23 protein-coding genes are annotated in these 25,740 nt (G+C 71.3%); 11 read left to right on the top strand and 12 right to left on the bottom strand.

The features are described 5' to 3' along the window. The first annotated feature begins 7 nt into the window (after positions 1-7). The 9 genes from CSR00_RS13870 (at position 8) to CSR00_RS13830 (ending at position 12,020) form a co-directional block, all read left to right on the top strand. The gene (locus CSR00_RS13870; protein WP_328514709.1) at positions 8-1,327 is read left to right on the top strand and encodes a peptide MFS transporter; all 1,320 of its coding nucleotides are present in this window, start codon (positions 8-10) and stop codon (positions 1,325-1,327) included. A 21-nt stretch (positions 1,328-1,348) separates the two neighbouring features. Then, a complete protein-coding gene (locus CSR00_RS13865; protein ID WP_099022989.1) occupies positions 1,349-2,863 on the top strand; it encodes a TldD/PmbA family protein in 1,515 nt (504 codons plus the stop codon). Continuing rightward, on the top strand, positions 2,860-4,242 hold the full coding sequence (locus CSR00_RS13860; RefSeq protein ID WP_099022988.1) for a metallopeptidase TldD-related protein: 1,383 nt from the start codon (positions 2,860-2,862) through the stop codon (positions 4,240-4,242). The genes CSR00_RS13865 and CSR00_RS13860 overlap by 4 nt, the downstream gene beginning before the upstream one ends. Before the next feature lie 308 nt (positions 4,243-4,550). Further along, positions 4,551-4,907 (top strand): L-rhamnose mutarotase, encoded by a 357-nt coding sequence (locus tag CSR00_RS13855; protein ID WP_099022987.1) that lies wholly within the window; start codon positions 4,551-4,553, stop codon positions 4,905-4,907. Between the two features lie 44 nt (positions 4,908-4,951). After that, positions 4,952-6,271 carry an MFS transporter gene (locus CSR00_RS13850; RefSeq protein ID WP_099022986.1) on the top strand — a complete coding sequence of 440 codons (1,320 nt, stop codon included), beginning with the start codon at positions 4,952-4,954 and terminating at the stop codon, positions 6,269-6,271. Then, entirely contained in the window at positions 6,271-7,452 is a 1,182-nt protein-coding gene (gene rhaI / locus CSR00_RS13845) for an L-rhamnose isomerase (protein ID WP_099022985.1), read from the top strand. Before CSR00_RS13850 ends, rhaI begins: the two co-directional genes overlap by 1 nt. A gap of 1 nt (position 7,453) precedes the next feature. Next, positions 7,454-9,511: a bifunctional aldolase/short-chain dehydrogenase gene (locus CSR00_RS13840; RefSeq protein ID WP_099022984.1), complete on the top strand. Its 2,058-nt coding sequence runs from the start codon at positions 7,454-7,456 to the stop codon at positions 9,509-9,511. Continuing rightward, positions 9,508-10,974 carry a rhamnulokinase gene (locus tag CSR00_RS13835; RefSeq protein ID WP_099022983.1) on the top strand — a complete coding sequence of 489 codons (1,467 nt, stop codon included), beginning with the start codon at positions 9,508-9,510 and terminating at the stop codon, positions 10,972-10,974. Before CSR00_RS13840 ends, CSR00_RS13835 begins: the two co-directional genes overlap by 4 nt. Before the next feature lie 44 nt (positions 10,975-11,018). Beyond that, complete coding sequence (locus CSR00_RS13830; RefSeq protein WP_176562052.1) at positions 11,019-12,020, top strand: LacI family DNA-binding transcriptional regulator; 1,002 nt, start codon at positions 11,019-11,021, stop codon at positions 12,018-12,020. On the opposite strand, the gene CSR00_RS13825 is transcribed toward CSR00_RS13830, so the two are convergent. The 3 genes from CSR00_RS13825 to CSR00_RS13815 are packed head-to-tail and all read right to left on the bottom strand — an operon-like array spanning position 12,017 to position 14,891. Continuing rightward, on the bottom strand, positions 12,017-12,667 hold the full coding sequence (locus CSR00_RS13825; protein WP_218014484.1) for a LutC/YkgG family protein: 651 nt from the start codon (positions 12,665-12,667) through the stop codon (positions 12,017-12,019). The genes CSR00_RS13830 and CSR00_RS13825 overlap by 4 nt on opposite strands. Beyond that, positions 12,664-14,151: a LutB/LldF family L-lactate oxidation iron-sulfur protein gene (locus tag CSR00_RS13820; protein WP_099022980.1), complete on the bottom strand. Its 1,488-nt coding sequence runs from the start codon at positions 14,149-14,151 to the stop codon at positions 12,664-12,666. Before CSR00_RS13820 ends, CSR00_RS13825 begins: the two co-directional genes overlap by 4 nt. Then, the gene (locus CSR00_RS13815) at positions 14,148-14,891 is read right to left on the bottom strand and encodes a (Fe-S)-binding protein (RefSeq protein ID WP_099022979.1); all 744 of its coding nucleotides are present in this window, start codon (positions 14,889-14,891) and stop codon (positions 14,148-14,150) included. Before CSR00_RS13815 ends, CSR00_RS13820 begins: the two co-directional genes overlap by 4 nt. A gap of 84 nt (positions 14,892-14,975) precedes the next feature. Between CSR00_RS13815 and CSR00_RS13810 the strand changes: the two genes are divergently transcribed. Next, positions 14,976-15,656 carry a FadR/GntR family transcriptional regulator gene (locus CSR00_RS13810; RefSeq protein WP_099022978.1) on the top strand — a complete coding sequence of 227 codons (681 nt, stop codon included), beginning with the start codon at positions 14,976-14,978 and terminating at the stop codon, positions 15,654-15,656. Positions 15,657-15,793: 137 nt separating this feature from the next. Beyond that, positions 15,794-16,660: a carboxymuconolactone decarboxylase family protein gene (locus tag CSR00_RS13805; RefSeq protein WP_245906002.1), complete on the top strand. Its 867-nt coding sequence runs from the start codon at positions 15,794-15,796 to the stop codon at positions 16,658-16,660. Between the two features lie 18 nt (positions 16,661-16,678). Here the strand turns inward: CSR00_RS13805 and CSR00_RS13800 are convergent, their stop codons facing one another. The 9 genes from CSR00_RS13800 to CSR00_RS13760 form a co-directional block, all read right to left on the bottom strand. After that, positions 16,679-17,485 (bottom strand): GAF and ANTAR domain-containing protein, encoded by an 807-nt coding sequence (locus CSR00_RS13800; RefSeq protein WP_099022977.1) that lies wholly within the window; start codon positions 17,483-17,485, stop codon positions 16,679-16,681. Between the two features lie 34 nt (positions 17,486-17,519). Beyond that, positions 17,520-19,154, bottom strand: coding sequence for a fatty acyl-AMP ligase (locus CSR00_RS13795; RefSeq protein WP_099022976.1), 1,635 nt, complete (start codon positions 19,152-19,154; stop codon positions 17,520-17,522). A gap of 183 nt (positions 19,155-19,337) precedes the next feature. After that, entirely contained in the window at positions 19,338-19,583 is a 246-nt protein-coding gene (locus CSR00_RS13790) for an acyl carrier protein (protein ID WP_099022975.1), read from the bottom strand. Positions 19,584-19,590: 7 nt separating this feature from the next. Then, positions 19,591-20,898 carry a dihydrolipoamide acetyltransferase family protein gene (locus CSR00_RS13785; RefSeq protein WP_099022974.1) on the bottom strand — a complete coding sequence of 436 codons (1,308 nt, stop codon included), beginning with the start codon at positions 20,896-20,898 and terminating at the stop codon, positions 19,591-19,593. After that, complete coding sequence (locus CSR00_RS13780) at positions 20,895-21,872, bottom strand: alpha-ketoacid dehydrogenase subunit beta (RefSeq protein WP_099022973.1); 978 nt, start codon at positions 21,870-21,872, stop codon at positions 20,895-20,897. The genes CSR00_RS13785 and CSR00_RS13780 overlap by 4 nt, the downstream gene beginning before the upstream one ends. After that, entirely contained in the window at positions 21,869-22,807 is a 939-nt protein-coding gene (gene pdhA / locus CSR00_RS13775) for a pyruvate dehydrogenase (acetyl-transferring) E1 component subunit alpha (RefSeq protein ID WP_099022991.1), read from the bottom strand. Before pdhA ends, CSR00_RS13780 begins: the two co-directional genes overlap by 4 nt. A gap of 62 nt (positions 22,808-22,869) precedes the next feature. Next, positions 22,870-24,723: an acetate--CoA ligase gene (gene acsA / locus CSR00_RS13770; protein WP_099022990.1), complete on the bottom strand. Its 1,854-nt coding sequence runs from the start codon at positions 24,721-24,723 to the stop codon at positions 22,870-22,872. Between the two features lie 121 nt (positions 24,724-24,844). Then, positions 24,845-25,213 (bottom strand): heme-binding protein, encoded by a 369-nt coding sequence (locus CSR00_RS13765; protein ID WP_099022972.1) that lies wholly within the window; start codon positions 25,211-25,213, stop codon positions 24,845-24,847. A gap of 80 nt (positions 25,214-25,293) precedes the next feature. Beyond that, positions 25,294-25,572, bottom strand: a complete 279-nt coding sequence (locus CSR00_RS13760) for a hypothetical protein (RefSeq protein WP_099022971.1) — start codon at positions 25,570-25,572, stop codon at positions 25,294-25,296. Positions 25,573-25,740: the final 168 nt, after the last annotated feature.

The raw sequence follows: 25,740 nt of genomic DNA, 5'->3' as shown, positions 1-25,740 counted from the left end.
TTAGTAGGTGTTACTGTCTAATGTGACATTAGTGTATGTATTGCAAGTAGGTTGTGTGTCGGACTATCGTTGTTATTTATATTTTTTTTTTTTGTTAAAGAAGGAGACGGCAGACGAGGTCAGCCTCGGTCGCGTGGGCTGGGATATGTGTATAAGAGACGGGGTGGTGATGATCGGCCACATCGCGCTGGCGGTGCTGCCCGGGCTGTCCGGGGTGGGGGTGGGCCTGGTGTGCGTGGCACTGGGGTCGGGGGCGTTGAAGGCCAACGCCTCCTCGCTGCTGGGCACGCTCTACGAGAAGGGCGATCCCCGCGCCGACGGCGGGTTCACGCTGTTCTATCTGGGCATCAACCTCGGCGCGTTCGTCGGCCCGCTGATCACCGGCCTGCTGCAGACCAACCTGGGCTTCCACTACGGTTTCGGCGCCGCCGCGATCGGCATGGCGCTGGGGCTGACCCAGTACGTGATCTTCCGCCGCAACCTCGGCGAGCACGGCCGCCATGTGCCGAACCCGTTGCCGCGCAGCGGTATCGCCCGCACGGTGGGGATCCTGATCGCCGGGGTGGTGGTGATCGCCGTGGCCGTCGCGCTGGGTCTGATCACGCTGGCCAACCTGTCGCAGGTCACCACCGGGGTCATCATCGTGGCCTCGCTGGGCTACTTCGCGATCATGCTCACCAGCGAGCGCGTCGACGCCGAGGAGCGGGTACGGGTGCGGGCGTTCATCCCGCTGTTCATCGCCAACGCGGTGTTCTGGTCGCTGTTCCAGCAGATCTTCACCGTGCTGGCGGTGTACTCCGATGAGCGGATGAACTGGTCGGTGTTCGGCTGGACCGCCCCGTCGAGCTGGATCGGCTCGATCGAACCGGTGTGGATCATCCTGCTCTCACCGGTGTTCGCCATCATGTGGACGCGGCTGGGCAACCGCGCGCCGACCACGCCCCGCAAGTTCGCCTACGGGGTGATCGGCATGGGCCTGGCGTTCCTGTGTTTCGTGCCGCTGGCCGGCATGTCGGGCGCGACGGTGCCCGCGCTGCTGGTGATGGCGATCATGGCGGTGTTCGCGGTCTCCGAGCTGCTGCTCTCGCCGATCGGGCTGTCGGTGACCACCAAGCTGGCCCCGGAGGCGTTCCGCGCGCAGATGATGGCGCTGTACTTCTTCTCGGTGGGTCTGGGCACGGCGATGTCGGGGCTGCTGGCCGGCTACTACGACGCCGACCGCGAGGTCGCCTACTTCGGCATCCTCGGGCTGGTCGCCGTCGCCGTGGGTGTGATCGTGTTCGCAATCGCGCCGTGGATCAGCCGCCAGATGGAAGGCGTGCACTGAGTGTCACTACGGTAGACAGGCGTGACTGCCCGCTCCGTTGACGCCGACTTCCTGGCACTGCCGCGGCATCTGCTGGCCGACGCGGCGCTGACCGCGGCCAGAGCCGCCGGCGCCAGCTATGCCGACCTGCGTATCCACCGCATCACCACCGAGCTCGTCGCGCTGCGCGACGGCGAGCTGGAGACCTCGGTGGTCGACCGCGAGGTCGGCCTGGCCGTGCGGGTGATCGTCGACGGCACGTGGGGGTTCGCCTCGCACGCCGAGCTGTCCCCGGACATGGCCGCCGAGACCGCGCGGCAGGCGGTGGCGGTGGCGATGGCGCTGGCCCCGCTCAACGCCGAGCGCATCGAGCTGGCCGCCGAGCCGGTGTACAGCGACGCCGGCTGGGTGTCGGACTACCGGGTCGACCCGTTCGAGGTCCCGACCGCGGAGAAGATCGCGGTGCTCGGTGAGTACTCGGGCCGCCTGCAGGCCGCCGACGGGATCGACCATGTGTCGGCGGCGATGAGGGCGGTCAAGGAGCAGACCTTCTACGCCGACACGTTCGGCTCGTCGATCACCCAGCAGCGGGTGCGGATCATGCCGGTGCTGGAGGCGGTGGCCGTCGACGCCGCCGCTGGCGCGTTCGAGTCGATGCGCACGCTGGCGCCGCCGGCCGGGCGCGGCTGGGAGATGCTCGGCGGCGACGACGTCTTCGACTGGACGGCCGAGCTGGCCGCGCTGCCGGAGCTGCTGGCCGAGAAGGTCAAGGCGCCCAGCGTCGTCGCCGGACCCACCGATCTGGTGATCGACCCGACCAACCTGTGGCTGACCATCCACGAGTCCATCGGGCACGCCACCGAGTACGACCGCGCGATCGGATACGAGGCCGCCTATGCGGGCACCTCCTTCGCCACCCCCGACAAGCTCGGCGTGATGCGCTACGGATCGGCGGTGATGAACGTGACCGCCGACCGGACCGTCGAGCACGGCCTGGCCACCGTCGGCTTCGACGACGAGGGGGTGGCCGCGCAGCGCTGGGATCTGGTGCGCGACGGGTTGTTCGTCGGCTACCAGCTCGACCGGGTGTTCGCGCCCAAGCTGGGGCTGACCCGCTCCAACGGTTGCTCCTACGCCGATTCGCCGCACCACGTGCCGATCCAGCGGATGGCCAACGTGTCCCTGCAGCCGTCGGCCCAGGACATCTCGACCGACGACCTGATCGCCGGGGTGTCCGACGGTCTGTACATCGTCGGCGACAAGAGCTGGTCCATCGACATGCAGCGCTACAACTTCCAGTTCACCGGTCAGCGGTTCTTCCGGATCCGCGACGGCCGGCTGGACGGTCAGGTGCGTGACGTCGCCTACCAGGCCACCACCACCGATTTCTGGAATGCCATGGAGGCCGTGGGCGGCCCGTCGACGTGGCGCCTGGGCGGCGCGTTCAACTGCGGCAAGGCCCAGCCCGGCCAGGTCGCGCCGGTCAGCCACGGCTGCCCGTCGGCGCTGTTCCGTGGGGTCAACGTGCTCAACACCCGAGAGGAAGGGTCCCGGTGATCCCCGCACAGGACGTCGTTGAGCAGGCCCTGGCCATCGCCGCGCAGGCCGGCAACGCCGACGAGACGATCGTGCTGGTCCGCGAGCATTCCGAGGCCTCGCTGCGGTGGGCCGGAAACTCGATGACCACCAACGGGGTGTCGGTGTCGCGCACGCTCACCGTGGTGTCGATCGTGCGGCGCGGCGAGTCCGCGCACGTCGGTTCGGTGGCCTCCAGCGAGGTGGACCCGGCGGTGCTGCCCGCGCTGGTGGCGGCCTCGCAGGCGGCGGCGCAGTCGGCCCCGGCCGCCCGCGACGCCTTCCCGCTGCTGACCGGAACCACCGGAACGTCGCTACCGCCGGACTGGGGCGACCCGCTGCCCGGCACCAGCGCGGCGGCCTTCGCCGACGTGGCCGCGGGGCTCTCGCGCGGCTTCGCCGGGCCGGACACGCTCTACGGGTTCGCCCACCACACCGTGGAGACGACGTTCCTGGCGATCTCGACCGGGGTGCGCCGGCGTTACACCCAGCCCACCGGCTCGGTGGAGATCAACGCCAAACGCGGCGGGGCCAGTGCCTGGGCGGGCACGGGTACACCGTGGTTCGCCGACGTGCCCGTGGACGGTCTGCTCGCCGAGCTGGCGATGCGACTGGACTGGGCCGAGCGCACCGTCGAGCTGCCCGCCGGGCGTTACGACACGATCATGCCGCCCTCGACGGTGGCCGACATGATGATCTACCTGGGCTGGACGATGGACGGCCGCGGCGCCCAGGAGGGCCGCACCGCGCTGGCGGCGCCCGGCGGCGGGACCCGGGTGGGGGAGAAGCTCACCGATCTGGGCCTGACGCTGTACTCGGATCCGTTCGCCCCGGGCCTGGAATGCACGCCGTTCGTGGCCACCGGCGCCTCCTCGGAGACCGCGTCGGTGTTCGACAACGGCCTCGACATCGGGCGGGTCGACTGGATCCGGGACGGCTCCATCAACGCCCTGGCCTATCCCCGCGCCGATGCCGCCGAATTCGGTGCGCCGGTGGCGATCCCGTGCACCAACCTGGTGATGACGGGCGGGCCCGACGAGATGGCCGATCTGGTGGCCGGCGTCGAGCGCGGCCTGCTGCTGACCACGCTGTGGTACATCCGCGAGGTGGACCCGACCGCCCTGCTGCTGACCGGGCTGACCCGCGACGGGGTGTACCTGATCGAGGACGGCGAGGTGACCGGGGCGGTCAACAACTTCCGGTTCAACGAGTCGCCGCTGGATCTGCTGCGGCGCGCCACGGTGGCGGGCCGCGCCGAGGTGACGCTGCCGCGCGAGTGGGGCGACTGGGCGACCCGCGCGGCGATGCCCTCGTTGCGGATTCCCGACTTCCACATGTCCTCGGTGAGCCAGGCCCAATAGCCCGGGCCCAATAGTCGGGCCCCCGTGGCCGCCGGCCCCAGTGCCGGTCGGTCGGACCGGCTGCGGTGCGCTCCGTCCTGCCGGTAACCCATCTCCGCTGCTACGGCGAGATGTGCACCGGGGTCGCGGCTCCGGGGCCGGAACTCGCGACCCTGATGTGCATCTCACGCCAGTACGCAGAACGGCCCCCTGAACGGGGGACCAGGACGCCCGTCCGCGGCGCTTGACACCCCGCACGTTCCGGTCCTACTGTGACTGCACTCACGAATTGAAACGTTTCAATCCAAGGAGGCGCGGTGTCGGAGGCCATGTCGGAGGCCAGGTCGGCGGGCAGGTCGGAACGGGTCTGCTTCCTGCTGCAGCTCAAGCCCGACCGGGTCGCCGATTACCTGGCCGCACACGAGCACGTGTGGCCCGAGATGCTGGCGGCCCTGCGCGACGCGGGCTGGCACAACTACTCGCTGTTCGTCCGGGAGGACGACGGGCTGGTGGTCGGTTATCTGGAAACCGACGACTTCGCCGCCGCCCAGCAGCGCATGGCCGAGACCGACGTCAACGCGAAGTGGCAGGCCGGCATGGCCCAGTACTTCCGCGGCGCCGGCGACCTCGATCGGGGTCCGGACCGCGCCATGCAACCCCTGTCGGAGTACTTCCACCTCGCCTGAGGCGGACCCAGACCTACCATCGGCACCACGACACGAGGAATCCCATGAAAATCGGAGCACGCACCACGACGGGCTGGCGGGCGACCATCGCCGTGGCGATGTCGAACTACATCGAAGCCGGCTCGATCATCGCGATCGCCACCAGCCTGGCGTTCTGGCAGGCCGCGTTCGGCATCAGCAACTTCGCCGTCGGTCTGCTGGCGGCATTGAGCGCCAACGCCTTCGGTGCCGCGATCGGCGCGATCCTGGGTGGGCCGCTGTGCGACCGGTTCGGCCGCAAGGCCATCTACACCTACGACCTGCTGGTCTACATGGTCGGTGTCCTCCTGGCCGCGACCGCGGTCAACTTCACGATGCTGCTGCTGGGATTCGTGATCACCGGCATCGCCGTGGGTGCCGGGGTCCCGGCTTCCTGGACCTTCATCGCCGAGCAGGCGCCCTCGGAGGAACGGGCCAAGCACGTGGGTACGGCACAGTTGGCGTGGTCGGTCGGCCCGCTGATCGGCTTCGCCCTGGCCGCCGCGCTGGCGCCGCTCGGCCTGCTCGGGTCGCGGCTGATCTTCATGCACCTGTTCGTCGTCGCCGGCGTGGTGTGGTGGATTCGCCAGGGCCTGCAGGAACCCCAGATCTGGAAGGACGAAGGGCTCCACGAGTCGAGCCGGCTGCAGGCGACCGTCGGCAGCCGCGGGCTGCGGGGACTGCTGTCCAAGCGGGTCAACGTCACCGCGCTGCTCTTCCTCGGCGGGATCTACCTGTTCTGGAACACCGTGGCCGGACAGGCGGGGATCTTCATGCCGCGGGTGTACGACACGGCCGGCCTGCACAGTCCCGTCGCGCAGAACATGCTGCAGGTCCTGGTGTGGGCGTGCACGGTGGCCGCAACCTACTTCGGCTTCATGCGCTACGCCGACCACGTCTCGCAGCGCTGGTTCTACGTGTTCGGTGCCGCGCTGGGCATCATCGGCTGGATCGTCCTGGTGACCTTCACCGACGGCGGAGTCCCCACCATGCTGGCCTTCGCCGTGCTGTGGGGCGTCTCCAGCGGCATCGGCGCCCAGGCGTTCTACAGTCTCTGGGCCAGTGAGCTTTTCGCGACGCCCTATCGAGCCAGTGCCCAGGGTCTGATGTTCTTCGTCTGCCGTAGCGCCACCGGTCTGCTGAGCTACTTCTTCCCCACGCTGCTGGCGGTCACGGGACTGATGACCGTCGGTATCCTGCTGGTCGTCCTGCTGACCATCGCGCTGGTCATCGGCGCGATCTGGGCGCCCAACACCCGCGGAAAGAGTCTGCGCCAGATCGAGACCGAACGCTACGGTGAGCCCATCTCGTCGCAGGTGGCGAACGCGGGAAGGGCGATGGCCTGATGAACCCCATCCTGGACAACCTGGCCATCGAACTGCCCTCCTGGGCCTTCGGCAACTCCGGTACCCGCTTCAAGGTCTTCGGCACCCCCGGGACCCCGCGCAACGTCTTCGAGAAGATCGCCGACGCCGCGACGGTACACCGCCTCACCGGCCTGGCCCCCTCGGTGGCGCTGCACATCCCGTGGGACCGGGTCGACGACTACCGGGCGCTGAGCGGCTACGCCCGCGACCACGGGGTCACGCTGGGCACCATCAACTCCAACACCTTCCAGGACGACGACTACAAGTTCGGCAGCCTGACCCACACCGACAAGGCGGTGCGGCAGAAGGCGATCGACCATCACCTGGCCTGCATCGAGATCATGGATCAGACCGGCTCGCGGGACCTCAAGATCTGGCTGGCCGACGGCACCAACTATCCGGGGCAGGGTGACATCCGCGGCCGGCAGGACCGGTTGGCCGAATCGCTGGCGGCCATCTACCAGCACATCGGAGCGCATCAGCGAATGGTGCTGGAGTACAAGTTCTTCGAGCCGGCCATGTACATGACCGACGTGCCGGACTGGGGCACCTCCTATGCGCACGTGAGCGCGCTGGGGGAGCGGGCCAAGGTGTGCCTGGACACCGGCCACCACGCGCCGGGCACCAACATCGAGTTCATCGTGGCCCAGCTGCTGCGGCTGGGCAAGCTGGGATCCTTCGACTTCAACTCCCGCTTCTACGCCGACGACGACCTGATCGTCGGCGCCGCCGACCCGTTCCAGTTGTTCCGGATCATGTTCGAGGTGATCCGCGGCGGTGGGCTCGACGGCCCGGCCGAGCGCGGCGACGGGCAGGCGGCGGGCGCCGGCGACCTGGCCCTGATGCTCGACCAGTGCCACAACGTCGAGGCCAAGATCCCCGGCCAGATCCGCTCGGTGCTCAACGTGCAGGAGATGACGGCGCGGGCGCTGCTGGTCGACGTCGACGCCCTGGCCGCCGCGCAGGAGGCCGGCGACGTACTCGGCGCCAACGGTGTGGTCATGGACGCCTTCTACACCGACGTGCGGCCCGCGCTGGCGCGGTGGCGCACCGAACGCGGCCTGCCCGCCGACCCGATGACCGCCTACGCCGAGTCCGGATACCAAGACACGATCAACGCCGAACGCATCGGCGGAAGCCAATCCTCCTGGGGAGCATGACATGACCGAGCACACCAGCACCGACACAAACCCGGCCGTCGCCGAGCTGATCGCCCGCTCCAACCGGCTGGGCGCCGATCCGCGCAACACCAACTACGCCGGCGGCAACACCTCCGCCAAGGGCACCGAGACCGACCCGGTCACCGGCGAGCCGGTGGAACTGTTGTGGGTCAAGGGTTCCGGGGGTGACCTGGGCACCCTGACCGAGGCCGGCCTGGCCGTGCTGCGGCTGGACCGGCTGCGGGCACTGGTCGACACCTACCCGGGTGTGGACCGCGAGGACGAGATGGTGGGCGCCTTCGACTACTGCCTGCACGGCCGCGGCGGCGCGGCACCGTCGATCGACACCGCGATGCACGGCCTGGTCGACGCCCCCCACGTCGACCACCTGCACCCCGACTCGGGCATCGCGCTGGCGACGGCCGCCGACGGCGAGGCGCTGACCAAGCAGATCTTCGGCGACCGGGTCGTGTGGGTGCCCTGGCGCCGGCCCGGGTTCCAGCTCGGCCTGGACATCGCCGAGATCAGGCGGCGCAACCCGCAGGCCATCGGCACCATCCTGGGCGGGCACGGCATCACCGCCTGGGGTGAGAGCTCCGAGCAGGCCGAGGCGAACTCGTCGGAGATCATCGCGACCGCCCAGCGCTACATCGACGAGCACGGCCGCAGCCGGCCCTTCGGGACGGAGCTGGCGGGCCACCACGCGCTGCCCGACGAGCGGCGCCGGGCCAAGGCCGCCGCGCTGGCACCGTTCCTGCGCGGGCTGGCCTCCACCGACAAGCCGCAGGTCGGGCACTTCACCGACGACCCGCGGGTGCTGGAATTCCTTTCCGGCAGCGAACATCCGCGGCTGGCGGCGCTGGGCACCAGCTGCCCGGACCACTTCCTGCGCACCAAGGTCAAGCCGATGGTGCTCGACCTGCCCGCCGAGGCCTCCGTCGAGGACTGCAAGGCCCGGCTCGCCGAGCTGCACGAGGCCTACCGCGCCGACTACCGGGCGTACTACGAGCGGCACGCCGCCGCCGACAGCCCCGCCATGCGGGGTGCCGACCCGGCGATCGTGCTCATCCCCGGGGTGGGCATGTTCAGCTACGGCAAGGACAAGCAGACCGCACGGGTGGCCGGCGAGTTCTACCTCAACGCCATCAACGTGATGCGCGGCGCCGAGGCGATCTCGACCTACGCGCCCATCGACGAGTCCGAGAAGTTCCGCATCGAGTACTGGGCGCTGGAGGAGGCCAAGCTCGCGCGGATGCCCCGGCCCAAGCCGCTTGCCACCCGCATCGCGCTGGTCACCGGCGCCGCCTCGGGCATCGGCAAGGCCATCGCCACCCGGCTGGCCGCCGAGGGCGCCTGCGTGGTGATCGCGGACTTGGACGCGCAGAAGGCCCGCGACGCCGCGGAGGAGATCGGCAACGCCGACGTCGCCGTCGGCATCGCCGCCGACGTCACCGACGAGGCCGCGGTGCAGGCCGCCGTCGACGCCTGCGTGCTGGCCTTCGGAGGCATCGACATCGTCGTCAACAACGCGGGGCTCTCGCTGTCGAAGTCGCTGCTGGACACCACCGCCGCCGACTGGGACCTGCAGCACGACGTGATGGCCCGCGGCTCGTTCCTGGTGTCGCGGGCCGCCGCGCGGGCGCTGATCGACCAGAACCTCGGCGGCGACATCCTCTACATCTCGTCGAAGAACTCGGTGTTCGCCGGCCCCAACAACATCGCCTACTCGGCGACCAAGGCCGACCAGGCCCACCAGGTCCGGCTGCTGGCCGCCGAGCTCGGCGAGCACGGCATCAAGGTCAACGGCATCAACCCCGACGGGGTGGTGCGCGGCTCGGGCATCTTCGCCGGGGGCTGGGGCGCCAAACGCGCGGCCGTCTACGGCGTCGCCGAGGAGGATCTGGGCAAGTACTACGCCCAGCGCACCCTGCTGAAACGGGAGGTGCTGCCGGAGAACGTCGCCAACGCGGCCTTCGCCCTGTGCAGCGCGGACTTCTCGCACACCACCGGCCTGCACGTCCCCGTCGACGCCGGCGTCGCCGCGGCGTTCCTGCGATGACGGGCGGCCAGGTGGCCGCCGTCGACGTCGGCGCCACCAGCGGACGGGTGATGCTGGCCGATGTCGGGCGCGACCGGCTGGCCATGCGCCCGGTGGCCCGGTTCCCCAACGAGCCGGTGCGGCTGTGGAACGGCCGGCGCTCGGCGTTGCACTGGGACATCGCCGGACTGTTCGGCCACATCTGCAAGGGCCTGGCCGCGGCCGGACGCACCGCCGACGACCTGTGCGGTGTGGGCGTGGACTCCTGGGCCGTGGACTACGGGCTGCTGCGCGACGGCCGGCTGCTGTCGACCCCACACCACTACCGCGACGCGCGCACCGAACGCGGGGTCGAACTGGTGCACGACCGGATCTCGCCCGCGGAGCTCTACCAGCGCAACGGGTTACAGTTCCTGCCGTTCAACACCGTCTATCAACTGGCCGTCGAGCGGGCCGAGGGTGTGCTGGATCTGGCCGACACCGTGCTGCTGATCCCCGACCTGATCAACTACTGGCTGACCGGGCAGCCGGCCGCCGAACGCACCAACGCCTCCACCACCGGCCTGCTCGGACTGGACGGCGGCTGGGACCGCGACCTGATGGCGCGGCTCGGGATTGGCGACCACCTGTTCGGCGATCTCGTCGAACCCGGCTCGGTGCGGGGGCCGTTGCTGGCCGACATCGCCTCGGCGCTCGGGATCGCGGCGGGCACCGAGGTGGTCTCGGCGGCGTCGCACGACACCGCCTCGGCGGTGGCCGCGACACCGATGCGCTCCGAGGACGCCGCCTACATCTCCTGCGGCACCTGGGGTCTGGTCGGGGTGGAGCTGCCGGAGGCGGTGGCCACCGCCGAGGCCCGCGCGGCCAACTTCACCAACGAGGTCGGTGCCGACGGCCGGGTCCGGTTCCTGCACAACGTGATGGGGATGTGGCTGCTGTCGGAGACGGTGCGCCAGTACGAGCGCGAGGGCCGGCCCGCCGACCTGTCCACGCTGCTGGCCGAGGCGGCCGCCGCGCCGGCCCCGGTGGCGGTGTTCGACACCGACGATCCCCGCTTCCTGCCGCCGGGCGACATGCCGGGGCGCATCGGGGACTGGTACGTCGATCGCGGACTGCTCGCCCCGGCCGGGCCCGCGCAGATGGTGCGCGCGATCGTGGAGAGCCTCGCGGCGGCGTTCGCGGGCACGGTGCGTGCGGCCGCCGAGCTGTCCGGGACCCGGGTGAGCATGGTGCACATCGTCGGCGGCGGTTCGCAGAACCGGCTGCTGTGCCAGCTGACCGCCGACCGGCTCGGCCTGCCGCTGCTGGCCGGACCAGTGGAGGCCACCGCGCTGGGCAATGTCCTGCTCACGGCGCGGGCCCGCGGGCTGGTGCGCGGGGACCTGGAGGCGCTGCGGGCGCTGGTGGTCCGGCATTTCCCGGTGCGCCGCTACGTGCCGCGGGACAGCCGGGCCCGGCGCGCCCAGCCGGTCGAGGTCGGTTGACGCGGACCGCGCCGCACATCTGGTGTGATGGTGGCGTGGTGAGTATGCGGGAGGTGGCCGCGGCCGCCTCGGTGTCGATCGGCACGGTCTCCAACGTGCTGAACGCGCCGGACAAGGTGGCCCCGGCGACGGTGGCGCGGGTGCAGGCCGCCATCGACCGGCTCGGCTTCGTGCGCAACGACGCCGCCCGCCAGCTGCGCGCCGGCCGCTCCCGCAGCGTCGGCCTGGTGGTGCTCGACGTCGGAAACCCGTTCTTCACCGACGTGGCCCGCGCCGCCGAGCGCCGCGCCGGTGAGCACAACCTGACGGTGCTGCTGGGCACCTCCGACGACGACCCCGGCCGGGAACGCGCCTACATCGACGCCTTCGACGAGCAGCGGGTGTTCGGGCTGCTGGTCTCGCCGGTCGGCGACGACCTGAGCCGGCTGACCTCCCTGCACCGCCGCGGCACCCCCGTGGTGCTCGTGGACCGCGACGGCAGCGGAACCCCGTTCGACTCGGTGGCCGTCGACGACGTCAACGGTGCGCGGCTGGCGGTGTCGCACCTGTGCGCGCTGGGGCGGCGGCGCATCGCCTTCGTCGGTGGCCCGTCGGAGTTGCGCCAGGTGCGCGACCGCCGCCGCGGCGCCGGCCTGGCCATCGACGAGACCCCCGGGGCGCGGCTGGAGGTGATCGACACCCCCGCGCTGACCGTGCTGGAGGGGCGCGCGGTGGGCGAGCAGCTGCGCGACCGCCCCGCCGGCAGCCGCCCCGACGCGGTGTTCTGCGCCAACGACCTGCTGGCGATCGGGGTGCTGCAGGCGCTGACGCTGCTCGGCGAATGCCGGGTGCCCGAGGACGTGGCGCTGGTGGGCTATGACGACATCGACTTCGCCCGCTCGGCGGTGGTGCCGCTGACCTCGGTGCGGCAGCCGACGGGAGCGATCGGTTCGACGGCCGTCGACCTGCTGCTCGACGCCGCGGAGAACCCGGAGGGCCACACCGCCGAACACGTGGTGTTCGAGCCGGAGCTGGTGATCCGCGCGTCCACGGTCGGTGGCGGCTAATCGCGGTCGATCACCAGCACGTCCAGGGTGCGCGGCCCGTGTACCCCCTCCACCCGGTCGAGCTCGATGTCGCTGGTGGCGCTGGGTCCGGAGATGAAGGTCAGCGGACGCCGCGCGTCCACCGCGGCGAACGCCTGCGGCACCGTGTCGACGATCTGATCGGTGAACACCACGCAGAGGTGGTGGTCGGGCACCAGCGTCAGCGCCCGCCGGCCCTGGGCGGTACCGGCGTCGAGCACGATGGTGCCGGTCGCGGCGATGCCGAGCGCGGCACCGGTCAGCACGGCGTCCGCCCCGTCGAGAACGGCGACCGGCAGGGGATCGCCGGGCTCATCGACGAGCACGTCGAGGCCCTCGGCCCAGCGCCGCGGCAGGTCGGCGGGGATCACCACCCGCGCCCCGGCCGGCAGCAGCGAGGCGACCGTCGGCGCGATCGCCGCCGCGTCGACGCGGTGGACCCGGGCGCGGTACTCGTCGACGGTCTCGACGAACCGGTCGACGTCGCCGGAGCCGGTCAACGGGTGGCGGTCGTAGTCGCGCGGCACGGTGACCGGTTCGGCGGGGGAGGCCGCCAGCGCGGCGCGCACCCGCTGCAGCACAAGGGTTCTGGGGTCGGCCCCGGAGTCGGCTCTGGACTCGGTGCTCATCGTCGGTCTCCGTGGGTGCGGGCCCACCATTGCCGGAAGGTCTCGGCGGGCGGTTCGGGGATGTCACGGCTGGACGTCCACCGTGAGCCCGGCCAGGGCAGCGCGGTGATCCGGTGGTCGGAGCCGGCCAGGGCCCGCCCGGCCGACAGCGCCTTCTCGGCGAGCGCGAAACGCCGCGGGCCCCCCATGGCCCAGGCCGCGGTCTTCATCGCCACGTCCTGACCGCCGGGCAGCCCGGGGCGCTCGGCGTCGACCGCGGCGGCCCGCAGGTGCACCAGGATGCTCGGGATGTCGATGCGCACCGGGCAGGCGTCGAAACAGGCGCCGCACAGGGTCGAGGCGAACGGCAGCGACGCGTTCGGGTCGTGGTGGCCGTCGGTGCCGGTCAGCTGCGGGCTCAGGATCGCCCCGATCGGCCCGGGGTACACCGAACCGTAGGCGTGCCCGCCGGTGCGCTCGTAGACCGGGCAGACGTTGAGGCAGGCGCTGCAGCGGATGCACTTGAGCGCCTCCCGGCCCACGGTGTCGGCGAGCACCCGGGTACGGCCGTTGTCCAGCAGCACCAGATGGAACTCCTCGGGCCCGTCCCCGGGATGGACGCCCGTCCACATCGAGGTGTACGGGTTCATCCGCTCGGCCGTCGAGGAGCGCGGCAGCAGCTGCATGAACACCTCGAGGTCGGCGAAGCTGGGTACGACCTTCTCGATGCCCATCACGGTGATCAGCGTCCTCGGCAGGGTCAGGCACATGCGGCCGTTGCCCTCGGACTCGACGACCGCCAGGGTGCCCGTCTCGGCCACCCCGAAGTTGGCGCCGCTGATCGCGACCTTCGCCGAGAGGAACTTGCGTCGCAGATGCTCGCGGGCGGCCATCGCCAGCACCCGCGGCTCGTCGGTCAGCGCGCCGGCGCCGGGCATCTCGCGCAGGAAGATCTCGCGGATCTCGCTGCGGTTGCGGTGAATGGCGGGTACCAGGATGTGGCTGGGCTTGTCGTGGCCGAGCTGGACGATGAGCTCGGCCAGATCGGTTTCGATCGCGGCGATCCCGCGTTCCTCGAGGTACTCGTTGAGGCCGATCTCCTGGGTGGCCATCGACTTGACCTTGACGACCTCATCGACCGTGCTGTCGACGGCCTCGCCGCCGGGACGGCGCCGGATCAGGCCGGCGATGATCTCGTTGGCCTCGGTGGCGTCGCGCGCCCAGTGCACCACCCCACCGCGCGCGGTGACGTTGCGCTCCAGTTCCTCCAGCAGCTCGGGCAGCCGAGCCAGTACGTCCTGTTTGAGGGCGCTGCCCGCGGCGCGCAGCTGTTCCCAGTCGTCGCACTCGGCCACCGCCGCCAGGCGTTTGGCGCGGATGGTGGCCGTGGCGTGCCCGACGTTGCGCCGCATCTGGGTGTCCCGCAGGGCGTCCCGGGCGGCCGCGGGGAACGGCACGTCGCCGCGCAGGTTCCCGACGCCCGGGGTGCCCAGGAAGGCGGTCACCGTGCGACCGCCGGCTCGGTGGCGGCCAGAATCTCGGCGAGGTGCACGGTGCGCACGCCGGAGCGGATGCGGCTGAGCCCGCCGCCGATGTGCATCAGGCACGAGGAGTCGCCCGCGGTGCAGACCTCGGCGCCGGTGTCGATCACGTGGGCCATCTTGTCGGCGAGCATCGCGGTGGAGGTGTCGGCGTTCTTGATGGCGAACGTGCCGCCGAACCCGCAGCAGGAGTCCGCGGCGGGCAGTTCCTCCAGAGTCAGCCCACGCACCGCCCGCAGCAGTCGCAGGGGTTTGTCGCCGACCCGCAGCATCCGCAGGGAATGGCAGGTGGGGTGGTAGGTCACCCGGTGCGGGTAGTAGGCGCCGACGTCGGTGACACCGAGCACGTCGACGAGCAGTTCGGACAGTTCGTAGGTGCGCGCGGCCACCGCCTCGGCGCGGGCGGCCAGTCCGGTGTCGCCGGCGCGGCGGGCCACCATGGCGTGCTGGTGGCGCACCGACCCGACGCAGGATCCCGAGGGTGCGACCACCGCCTCGGCGCCCTCGAAGGCCTCGACGTGGTGGCGCACCAGGGTGGTCGCCTCGTCGAGATAGCCGGTGTTGACGTGCATCTGGCCGCAGCAGGTCTGGCGGGCGGGGAACACCACCTCGTGGCCGAGGCGCTCGAGCAGGGTGACCGTCGCGATCGCCGCCTGCGGGAACATCGCGTCGGCCAGACAGGTGGCGAACAGGGCGATTCGCATGATTTCTCCACGGGTCCGGGCTGTGGTCCGACCACAATAACACTGTGGTCGGACCACAGCCGCCCGTGCGGGTATTCTGACCGGATGCGCGCCCACGAGCTCGTCCTGCAACGCATCGAACACGACCTGAGCGCGGGCGCGCTGACGGTGGGCGACCGGCTGCCGGGGGAGCGCGCCCTGGCCGAGGACCTGTCGGTGAGCCGCTCCTCGGTGCGCGAGGCTCTGCGCGTCCTCGAGGCGATGGGGGTGGTGCGCACCGCGGTGGGCTCGGGCCCCGAGGCGGGTGCCATCGTCGTCGCGGACCCGGCGACCTCGATCGGCGCGGCGCTGCGGCTGCACATCGCCACCCGGTTCCTGCCGATCGCCGACCTGGTCAGCACCCGGGTCCTGCTCGAGTCCTGGGCGTTGCGCGAGGCCGCGGCGCGCAGAGCCGATCTCGCCGAGGTGCGCGCCATGCTGGCCGAGATGGACGACGAGGGGCTCAGCCCCGAGGAGTTCCTGCGCCGCGACGCGGCCTTCCACGTGGCGCTGGCGGGCCTGGCGGGCAACGTGGTCGTCGAGGCGATGATGGCCTCGCTGCGCGATTCCATCCACGACTACGTGATGGCGGGGGTGCCACAGCTGGGCGACTGGTCCGCGGCGGCGGCCACCCTGCGCTGCGAACACCGCGACATCGTGGAGGCCGTCGCCCGGGGCCACGGAGCCAAGGCGGCGGAGCTGGTGCGTGCGCACATCGAGGGCTACTACGCGGCGATCCGGCGCTGAACCGGGCCGGGGCGGCCCGGCCACCGGTCCGGTCTCGTCCGGTTCTCAGGGTTTTTCTGGGGTTTTCGGGGGCTATTCGCGGCTTTTTCGTGGCTTTTTCCAGGTACGCGGTGCCGTGGGGGCAATACACTCGCGCCGTGAGCCAGGGTGGGGCCGGCGCGGGGTCCGGTGCGGAGACCGACGGGGAGGCCGTCGAGCAGCTGTCGTCGCTGGTGGCGCTGTCTCCGGCGGGGCTGGCCGAGGTCAACGCGACCGTGCGGCGGGTGTGCGCGGCCACCGTCGGCCTGCCGCCGCTGCCCGTCGAGGACGAGGCGGGCACCGGTGGCGCCGGGCCGGCGGTCACCGAGTTCGCCGAGCAGTTCGCCGCCGACGTCTCGGCCCTGACCCCGCAGCTGCGGGAGGCGTTCGTCGGCGCCCTGGGGGACCGGGCGTTCGCGGCGGCCGCGCTGGTGTTCATCGCGGACTTCGCCCCGCGCGCCTACGCCGGGCTCGACGCCCTCGGCATCGCCGCCCCGCGCGGGGGCGCAGGCTGGGATCACGACAGCGACCCGGCCGATCTGCTGCTCAACGGGTTCGCGCCGACCGTCGCCCGGATGCACGCACTGGACCCGGTCACCAGCGAAATGGTGCGCCTGCGCGGTGCGGCGGCACACAACTGCCGGCTGTGCCGGTCGCTGCGCGACGGCAGCGCGCTGGACGCCGGCGGCTCGGAGATGCTCTACGGCGAGATCGCCGACTACGAGTCCTCGGCGCAGCTGAGCGAGCGGCACAAGGCCGCGCTGCGCTACGCCGACGCGCTGATCTGGGCGCCGTTCGCCGTGGGCCAACCCGCCGACGACGTCCGTGAGCACTTCAGCGACGCCGAGGCGGTGGAGCTGACGCTGGATGTGATGCGCAACGCGAGCAACAAGATCGCGGTGGCCCTGGGTGCCGACGCGCCGCGGGTGCAGTCCGGGGTCGAGCGCTACGAGATCGGCGACGACGGCCAGCCGATCTACGGGTGAGACCCGGCCGCAGGCGGCTCAGCCGGCGGAACGGCCGGCGCGGGCGCGCCGCACCGCCTCCTGTACCAGACGCTCGGCCACCACGCTGAGTTTGGTGTTCTCGGCCTGACTGATCCGGGTCAGCCGGTCGAACGCCTGCTCGGCGTCCTCGCCGCTGCGGCCGCGGATGATGCCGATCGCCTGGTCGATGACCGCACGGCTGTCCAGCGCCCGGCGCAGCTGCTCCGTGCGCTCCCGGGCCCGGTCCAGCAGCCGCGCGTTGTAGACGGCGACGGCGGCCGGCCCGGCGAACTGGGTACCCAGCTGCACCGCATGCTCGGCGAATGCGTCGCGGGTGCGGGCGTAGGCGGTGAGCGCTCCGGTCATCCGCTCGTCCACCGTCAGCGGCAGTGCCAGCACCGAATGCACGTCCATGCGTGCCACCCGGCCGCCGAACCGCGGCCACCGCGTGTCGGCGCCGAGCGAGCCGCTGACCGTCGGCCGCCCCGATCGCATACAGGTCAGACACGGTCCCTCGCCGAGGGCCCCGAACTGCAGGGCGTCGATCTCCCGGACGAAGTCGACGGTGGCCGACCAGGTTTCCGCGTGCGGAGCGTCCTGGTCGGGCCGGACCACGGTGACCCCGGCGCCGTCGGCCCCGGGAATCGCGCGGACCGCGAATTCGGCTATCTCGCAGAGCATCTCCGACAGGCCGCGGGCGCCGGCGACGATACCCGCCACCCCCGCCAGCCCCGCGGTGAGGTCGAGGTCGTCAGCGTGGAGCTGCCCGGCCGTCAGCTGCGGTGCCGGAGGCGTCCGGCCCGGCTGGGCGTCGTACTCGGTCATCGTGGGCCCAAATGTACTCTCGGGCGGCGATGACTCAGCCGAACAGCGCCAGGGCGTGCGCGCGGCGGAGCTTCCCCGACGGTGTCTTCGGGATCATGCCCACCTGCAGCACCACCACGTTGCGCGGCCGGACGCCGACCTCGGCGACCACCTCGTGGGCCACCTGGCGTTCGATGCGGCGCATTTCCCCGCCGTCTGGCCACGCCCTGGATTCGACCGTGACCGCGAACGATTCGCGCGTCAGCCCCGCGTCGAGGCGTACCGCGACGGCGCAACCGGGCCGGACTCCGTCGACCCGCGCGGCGGCGCGTTCGATGTCGGTCGGGTAGATGTTGCGCCCACCCATGATGATGACGTCCTTGAGCCGTCCGCAGACCACCACGTCGCCGTCCTCGGTGAGGTAGCCGAGGTCGCCGGTGTCATACCAGCCGCACTCGTTCTGCGCGCCGACGAACCCGGCTTCGGTGGTGTAGCCGGTGGTCACGGAGGCGCCCCGCACCTCGATGACACCGACGGCGCGCGTGGGCACCTGGGCGCCGTCCTCGTCGACGATGCGCAGCTGCAACCCGTTCAGCGGCTTGCCCAGGGACACCAGGCGGCGGGTCCGTCCGCGGGTGGCGGGCACTGCGCGGTGCAGCGCCGAGAGCAGGTCCGCGTCCACCGTGTCGACGGTCATCCCGGCCCCGCACGCGGAGAACGATACGGCCACCGTGGTCTCGGCCATGCCGTAGGCGGGGATGACCGCCTCGCGCCGCAGCCCGAAGGGTGCGCCGGCCTCGCAGAGATCCTCGACGTCGTCGGGGTCGACCTGCTCGGAGCCCGACAGCGCCCAGCGCAACGAGGACAGGTCGAACTCGCCCGGCACGGCCTGTCGGCGCAACCGCTTGGCGAACAGGTTGTAGGCGAAGTTCGGGGCCGCCGTCATGGTGCCCTTGTACTTGTCGATGAGCCTGGCCCACAACAACGTATCGTGCAGGAAGTCCATCGGCGTGACCTTGACCAGCTCGGCCCCGAAGTACATCGGCACCGTCAGGTATCCCGTCATCCCCATGTCGTGGAAGCACGGCAGCCAGCTGACGATGACATCGGTGTCGATGTCGAAATCGCAGCCGATCGTCATCGCCTCGGCGTTGGCCACCACGTTGGCGTGGCTGATCCGTACCGCCTTGGGTGAACCCGTTGAGCCCGAGGTCAACTGCAGCAACGCCAGGTCGTCGTCGGCGGTGTCCAGCGGATCGGCGGGTGCGTTCCCGAGCAGGTCGGCGATCACCGACACCTGCAGGCCCAGCCCCTCCAGGACCGGCGCGGCGGCCAGGAACGGCTCGGAGATGACCACGGTCTTGGAGTCGATCATCCGCACCACCGCGGTGGTCTCCTCGGCCCAGCGCTGCAGATCGGTTCGCGGAGTGGGCTGGTGCAGCATGGTCAGGCTGGCCCCGCGCATCCAGATGCCCTGGGCGGCCGGGGCGATCTCGACCGGGGCGCCGGCCAGTACGGCCACGGCGTCGCCGTGGCCGACGCCCGCGTCGGCCAGACCGCCCGCGATGCGGCGGGCACGTTCGTGGACCTGAAGCCAGGTGTGCCGCACCGGGGTGCCCGGCTCCCCGGTGACCAGCCCCTTGCTGGTGGTGTGCGCGTTGGCGAACATGGTGTCGGTGAAGCGACTCAAGAACGGACCCCTCTGGCGTCTGCCGGAGCACAACTGAACAGGACGGCCCACGCGGGGAGTTCACAACTCCTGCGGCGGGGCGAGTGCGACGCCGCCGTACGTGGCCGGATGGCTGTGGGGTCAACCGCGGGTAAGGCTACCCGCCGGTGCGGTGGTTTCCGCGGATATCGGCCGCTTGTCGCCTCAGGAGTGGCCGTCGACGTAGGCCACGACGTCGGCCAGGGTGTGCAGGTTGGCGTAGGCCGACTCGGGGATCTCCACGTTGAGGCGCCGATGCACGCCGAGGAAGAAGTTCAGCCAGTCCATCGAGTCGAGGTCGACCTGGTCGCGCAGCGGCGCGTCGTCGTCGATCTCGTCGGGCTCCACCTCCGGGGCGATGGTGGTCAGCACCGACAGCACGGCGTCGCGGGTGGATGTCGAGGTCGTCATGCGTCGCTCACTTCTCCAGAACGTCGGGTTGGGCCAGCAATTGGTCGATGGCGGTGAGGAACTGGGCGCCGCGGTGGCCGTCGGAGGCGCGGTGGTCGGCGGCCAGGGTCAGCTGCATGGTGGTGGCGATGCGGATGCCCCCGTCGACCGCACACACCCGAGGGGCGGGGGTGCCCATGCCCACGAGCGCGACCTGCGGCGGGTAGATGACCCCGAAGACGGTGTCCACGCCGTTGTCGCCGAGGTTGGTGACGGTGATGGTGGGGTCGGAGAACTCCGAGCTGCGCAGCGATCCGGCGCGGGCGCGGGCCACCAGGTCGGTCAGGTCGGCCATCACCAGCTCCAGCGGCTTCTCGGCGACGTCGTGCAGGGCGGGGGCCACCAGACCGCCGCCGCGCAGCGAGATCGCCACTCCCACATGGACTCCCGAGGCCGGGACGAACTGGTCGTCGCGCCAGAACCCGTTGAACTCGCCGAACCGCTGGGCGGCCACCGCGACGGCCTTGAGCTGCAGCGCCGCCGGCAGCACCAGCTCGGTGATCGGCCGCCCGGCGTTGCGCTCGGCCAGCCAGCCCAGCGCGGTGTCGAGCTTGATCTCCTTGGACAGGTAGTAGTGCGGGATCTCGCGTTTGGAGCGGGCCATGGCCGCCGCGATGGACTTGCGCATGGCTGCGCCCCGCTCGGCGGCGCGGGCGGCGGCCGACTTGGTGGCCGCCCTGCCGTCCGCCGTGCTGGCCGCCGTGCTGGACGGGGCCGAGGGTGCGGCGGCCGGCGCGGCCGGGGCCGCCGTCGCCGCGCGTTCCACGTCGGCGATGACGATGGAGCCCTGCGGGCCGGTGCCGGTCAGCGCTTCGACGTCGACGCCGAGGGTGGCCGCGGCGCGCCGGGCCGCCGGGGAGATCCAGCGACGGTGTGTTGGCGTGGTCTCGCGTCGCCGGCCCGGCGGCGCGGTCATGGGGGCGGGGCGGGGTTGACGCGGCGCGCGGGCGGCGGCCGGCCCGGAGGCCCCGGTGGACCCAGTGGCCCCAGACGCCGCAGAAGCCGCCGATGCGGCCGGGACCGAAGCCGGTTCGCCGTCCCCGGTCTCGCGCAGCCGCGCCATCGGCGCCCCGACGGACACGGTTTGGCCCACCTGGACGAGCAGCTCGTCGACGATGCCCGCGTGCCAGCATTCGACCTCCACGGCCGCCTTGGTGGTTTCCACCACCGCCACGACCTGGCCGCGCTCCACGGTGTCACCGGGTTTGACGAGCCACTCGTCCAGGCACCCCTCGTCCATATCGGAGCCCAGCGAGGGCATCGTGAACTCGATCATGAGCCGTCCCCGAACAGTGCGCGCACCGCGTCGACGATCGCCGGGGTCTGTGGCAGGGCGGCGGTCTCGAGGTGTTTGGCGTAGGGGATCGGGACCTCCTCGGTGCACACCCGGGCCACCGGGGCGTCGAGGTCGTAGAACGCCCGCTCGGCGATGCGGGCGCTGATCTCGCCGGCCAGACTGCCGGTGCGCCAGGCCTCGTCGACGATCACCGCGCGGTGGGTGCGGGCCACCGACTCCAGGATGGTGGCATCGTCGAGCGGGCGCAGCACCCGCAGATCGAGCACCTCGCAGTCGATTCCGTCGACGGCGAGCTGGTCGGCGGCATCGAGCACCTTGGGCAGGCTGCCCCCGTAGGTGATCAGCGTGGCGTCGGTCCCGGGCCGGCGGATCGCCGCGCGGCTGATGTCGGTGGGCACCAGCGTGTCGGTGTCCACCGCGGTGTTGTACAGCGTGACGTGCTCGAAGATGACCACCGGGTCGGGGTCGGCCAGCGCGGGCCCCAGCATGCCGTAGGCGTCGGCGACGGTGGCCGGGGCCAGCACGGTGATCCCCGGGATGTGGGCGTACCAGCCCTCCAGGCTGTGCGAGTGCTGGGCGGCCAGCTGCCGTCCGGCGCCGGTGGCCATCCGCACCACCAGCGGCACCGAGAACTGCCCGCCGGACATGTGGCGCAGGGCGGCCGCGGTGTTGACGATCTGGTCCAGCGCCAGCAGGCTGAAGTTGACGGTCATCACCTCGACGATGGGGCGCAGCCCGCCGAGCGCGGCACCGATGCCGACGCCGACGAAGCCCAGCTCCGAGAGCGGGGTGTCGCGGATGCGGTCGGGGCCGAACTCCTCCAGCAGGCCCTTGGAGGCGGCGTAGGTGCCGCCGTAGCGGCCGACGTCCTCGCCCATCAGCACCACGCGGGGGTCGTCGCGCAGGGCGTCGCGCATGGCGTCGTGGACGGCGGTGCGGTAGGTGGTTTTCACGATGCGTGCTCCGGTTGGGGTGTCATGACGTCGCGGTGCAGATCCTCGACGGCCTCCCAGGTCCCGGCCTCGGCGTAGGCCACCGCGTCGTCGATCTCGGTGTCGGCGGCGGCCTCCAGGGCGGCGACGTCGTCGGCGTTCAGGGTGCCCTCGCGCAGGCACGTCTCGGTGAACGTGGTGATCGGGTCACGCTCTTTCCATTGCGCCACTTCGGATTTGTCCCGGTAGAGCTCGGGGTCGAACATCGAGTGCGCGCGGAACCGGTAGGTGCGGAACTCCAGGAAGAACGGGCCGCCGTGGTCGCGGATGTGTTCGGCGGCCTCGCCGGCGGCGCGGTGACAGGCCTCGACGTCCATGCCGTCGACGACCTGGGTGGGCACCCGGTAGGCGGCGGCCTTGGCGCTCAGGTCGGTCTGGGACTGGGCGCGCTCGAGCGCGGTGCCCATGGCGTAGAGGTTGTTCTCGCAGCAGAACAGCACCGGCAGCTGCCACAGCGCGGCCATGTTCAGCGATTCGTGGAAGGCGCCCTCGGCCACCGCGCCGTCGCCGAAGTAGCAGGCGGTGACCCGGTTTCGGTTCTGCTGCGCTTCGGCCAGGCCCAGCCCGACGGCCAGCGGCAGCCCGCCGGCGACGATGGCGTTGCCGCCGTAGAAGCGGGTGCGCTCGTCGAACAGGTGCATCGAACCGCCCCGCCCGCGCGAGCAGCCCTCCTGCTTGCCGAACATCTCGGCCATGATCGAGGTCATCGGGATGCCGCGCAGCAGGGCGTGTGCGTGCTCGCGGTAGGTGGCCACCACGGCGTCCTCGGGTCCCAGCGCGCGCAGCGACCCGGCGGCCACCGCCTCCTCACCGACGTAGAGGTGCAGGAAACCGCGAATCTTGGCCGCGCTGTAGAGCTCTGCGCACTTCTCCTCCATGCGCCGGACCCGGATCATGTCGGCCAGCAGGCCGCGGCGCAGCTCGGTGGTGTCGGGCGTCGAATCGGTTCTGGTGTCGGTCACTTGCGCACCGCCTCGGGCTGGGGGTTCTCCATGGTGGAGGTGTCACCCTCGGGCAGACCCAGCTCGCGGGCCTTGAGCAGGCGCCGCATGATCTTGCCGCTGCGGGTGTGTGGCAGCGCCTCGGCGAACTCGATCTCCTTGGGGGCCACCGCGGCCCCCAGGTGCTTGCGGGCGTGCCCGAGCAGCGACAGGCGCAGCTCCTCGCTGGGCTCGTAGCCGTCCTTGAGCGTGACGAACGCCTTGACGATCTCGCCGACGGTGGGGTCGGGCTTGCCGATCACCCCGGCCTCGGCGACGGCCTCGTGTTCGGTGAGCGCGTTCTCCACCTCGAACGGCCCGATCAGGTGCCCGGCGGACTTGATCACGTCGTCGGCGCGTCCGACGAACCAGAAGTAGCCGTCGGCGTCGCGTTTGGCCAGGTCGCCGGACAGGTACAGGTCGCCGGCGAACGCCTTGCGGTAGCGGGCCTCGTTGTTGAGGTAGCCGCGGAACATCGACGGCCAGCCGCGCCGCAGCGCCAGTTCGCCCTCGGTGTCGGGGGTGTCGACGACGGTGATCGCGGGCTCACCGCCCTCGCCGGCGTCGTCGCCGTCGTCGCGGTGCACGATGAGCGCTTCGACGCCGGGCAGCGGGCGGCCCATCGACCCGGGTTTGATGTCGAAGGCCGGGGTGTTGGCGATCATGATGCCGCCGGTCTCGGTCTGCCACCAGTTGTCGTGGATCGGCAGGCCCAGCACCCGTTTGCCCCACCAGACGGCGTCGGCGTTGAGCGGTTCACCGACGCTGGCGATGAAGCGCAGCCGGGGGAAGTGGTAGTTCTCGGCGATCTCCGCGCCGGCCTTGATCAGCATCCGGATGGCCGTCGGCGCGGTGTACCAGACGGTGACGCCCTGGTCGGCGAGGATCTGGTACCAGCGTTCGGCGTCGAAGTCGGCGGGGTCGATGATCGAGGTGACGCCGTGCAGCAGCGGCGTCAGCACGCCGTAGGACGTGCCGGTGACCCAGCCCGGGTCGGCGGTGCACCAGAAGATGTCGTCGGGGTGCAGGTCCAGCGCGTACAGGCCGGTCATGTAGTGCATGACCGCGGCGCCGTGCACGTGCTGGGCGCCCTTGGGGGTGCCGGTGGTGCCGCTGGTGAAGTGCAGCAGCGCGGGATCCTCGGCGGTGGTGGGTTCGACCGGGGCGTCATCGCCGGCGGCGTCGAGCAGCGCCCGCAGATCCAGGGTGCCCTCCGGGATCTGGCCGGGTTCGCCGACGACCAGGATGCAGCGCACCGAGGTCAGCTGGTCGCGGATCTTGGCGATCTTGCGCTTGTAGAGCGCCACGGTGGTGACCAGCACGTCGGCCTGGCCGATCTCGATGCGGGTGGCCAGGGGCTCGGGCCCGAACGCGGAGAACATCGGGGAGACCACGCTGCCGTTGCGCAGCGCGCCGAGCATCGCGATGTAGAGCTCGGGGACGCGGCCCAGCACGGTGAACACCTTGTCGCCGCGCCCGATGTCCAGCCCACGCAGCACGTTGGTGAACTTTCGCGCCTGCCGGGCGAGTTCGGCGTAGGTCAGGTCGTGCCCGGCGGCGGGGTCGTGTTCGTCGACGAACCGCAGCGCGACGCGCCCGGCGTCGGGGCCCTGCGCGTGCCGGTCGACGGCGGCGTAGCCCATGTTGCACAGGCCGGGACCCATGCCCTCCCACAGGTCGGGGACCGCCGACCAGGAGAAGTCGGCGCGGGCGCGGTCGTAGTCGGCCAGGTTGGGCGGGACGGCCCAGTCGGTCTGGGTCTTGTGGATGATGTCGCTTTTTGGGGTGGTTTTCGCGCTGGTTTTCTGGCTGGTCTGGGCTGTGACGGCCATGTTCGGATCGATGCCCCCTCGGTCGTGGACCCTGTTCATGGTTCGCCGGCGCCGTCCACACCGGTAGTGACGAAGGTCACCATCGACGGGGGCCAGGGGTGTCGGTCACCCGCCGGTGCGGTCAGGGCACCGGCGGGACCCCGCAGCGCTGGTGGAAGTCGGCGGCGGGCTGCCGGATGCGCTGCAGGTCGGCTTTGACCGTGGGGTTGGCGTCGAGGTAGATGCGGACCTGTGGCCCGATCTGGTCCTTGGGCTGGCCCTTGAGGCCGGTGAAGAAGTCGTTGACCGCCGGGTGGGTGGTCAGGTAGTTCGACGTCTCGAAGGTGACGCCGGACATCACGCGGGCCAGCTCGGCGGCCGAGCACGGCGGCGGGACCGGCGGCTCGGCGGCCGCCAGGGGAGCGGCGCCCAACAGCGTCGCACCGGCCACGGCGGTGCCGCCGACCAATGCCAGCACCGTGCGGCGCGGGCGGCGTGCGGGGGGCGACATACGTACTGGGGGCGACATACGTACTGGGGGCGACATGGTGGCTCCTTGGTCGAGGGGTGGACCGGTCATGGTCGGGGTGCTCAGCGCGGTCCGACGCCGGGCCAGGGCGGGTTCCATCCGACGTTGAGGTCCCAGCCGGTGTCGCAGTACCAGTCGTACTCGCACGGGTAGGGCACGGCCGGGCTCGCGGCCCGGGGCACGCCGTCGCTGCCGCGGACCTCACCCTGCGCGCACACGGTGGTCTCGGCGGAGGTGTTGCAGTCCGACGACCCCGCGGCCTGCGGCGCGGCCAGCACGGTGACGGCGGGCAGGGCCGCGGTCGCGAGCCCCCACATCAGGTAGCGCCGCTTCGATCGCATGGCTGACCTCCTCGGAACCCGTCCCATGGTTGTCCCCGCCCGGGGGCGGCGATAGAGACCAAGGTCATCTCCGGGAACCGGTGTCCGGGCAACTGCCCATACAACGACCCATACTGTTGGCGTCTCCATATAGGGTCGACGGCGACAGGTGACCGGTGACGACAGGGG

It is taken from the genome of Mycolicibacterium palauense, assembly GCF_002592005.1.
GTDB lineage: Bacteria > Actinomycetota > Actinomycetes > Mycobacteriales > Mycobacteriaceae > Mycobacterium > Mycobacterium palauense.
Note: the sequence above shows the minus strand (reverse complement) of the source record. Positions and strands in the feature narration are given on the sequence as shown.

Coding starts and splice junctions, on each gene's coding strand:
- CSR00_RS13855 (WP_099022987.1), top strand. CDS start 4,551: ATGTCGGAGGCCAGGTCGGCGGGCAGGTCGGAACGGGTCTGCTTCCTG.
- CSR00_RS13850 (WP_099022986.1), top strand. CDS start 4,952: ATGAAAATCGGAGCACGCACCACGACGGGCTGGCGGGCGACCATCGCC.
- rhaI (WP_099022985.1), top strand. CDS start 6,271: ATGAACCCCATCCTGGACAACCTGGCCATCGAACTGCCCTCCTGGGCC.
- CSR00_RS13840 (WP_099022984.1), top strand. CDS start 7,454: ATGACCGAGCACACCAGCACCGACACAAACCCGGCCGTCGCCGAGCTG.
- CSR00_RS13835 (WP_099022983.1), top strand. CDS start 9,508: ATGACGGGCGGCCAGGTGGCCGCCGTCGACGTCGGCGCCACCAGCGGA.
- CSR00_RS13830 (WP_176562052.1), top strand. CDS start 11,019: ATGCGGGAGGTGGCCGCGGCCGCCTCGGTGTCGATCGGCACGGTCTCC.
- CSR00_RS13825 (WP_218014484.1), bottom strand. CDS start 12,667: ATGAGCACCGAGTCCAGAGCCGACTCCGGGGCCGACCCCAGAACCCTT.
- CSR00_RS13815 (WP_099022979.1), bottom strand. CDS start 14,891: ATGCGAATCGCCCTGTTCGCCACCTGTCTGGCCGACGCGATGTTCCCG.
- CSR00_RS13810 (WP_099022978.1), top strand. CDS start 14,976: ATGCGCGCCCACGAGCTCGTCCTGCAACGCATCGAACACGACCTGAGC.
- CSR00_RS13800 (WP_099022977.1), bottom strand. CDS start 17,485: ATGACCGAGTACGACGCCCAGCCGGGCCGGACGCCTCCGGCACCGCAG.
- CSR00_RS13790 (WP_099022975.1), bottom strand. CDS start 19,583: ATGACGACCTCGACATCCACCCGCGACGCCGTGCTGTCGGTGCTGACC.
- CSR00_RS13785 (WP_099022974.1), bottom strand. CDS start 20,898: ATGATCGAGTTCACGATGCCCTCGCTGGGCTCCGATATGGACGAGGGG.
- pdhA (WP_099022991.1), bottom strand. CDS start 22,807: ATGATCCGGGTCCGGCGCATGGAGGAGAAGTGCGCAGAGCTCTACAGC.
- acsA (WP_099022990.1), bottom strand. CDS start 24,723: ATGGCCGTCACAGCCCAGACCAGCCAGAAAACCAGCGCGAAAACCACC.
- CSR00_RS13765 (WP_099022972.1), bottom strand. CDS start 25,213: ATGTCGCCCCCCGCACGCCGCCCGCGCCGCACGGTGCTGGCATTGGTC.
- CSR00_RS13760 (WP_099022971.1), bottom strand. CDS start 25,572: ATGCGATCGAAGCGGCGCTACCTGATGTGGGGGCTCGCGACCGCGGCC.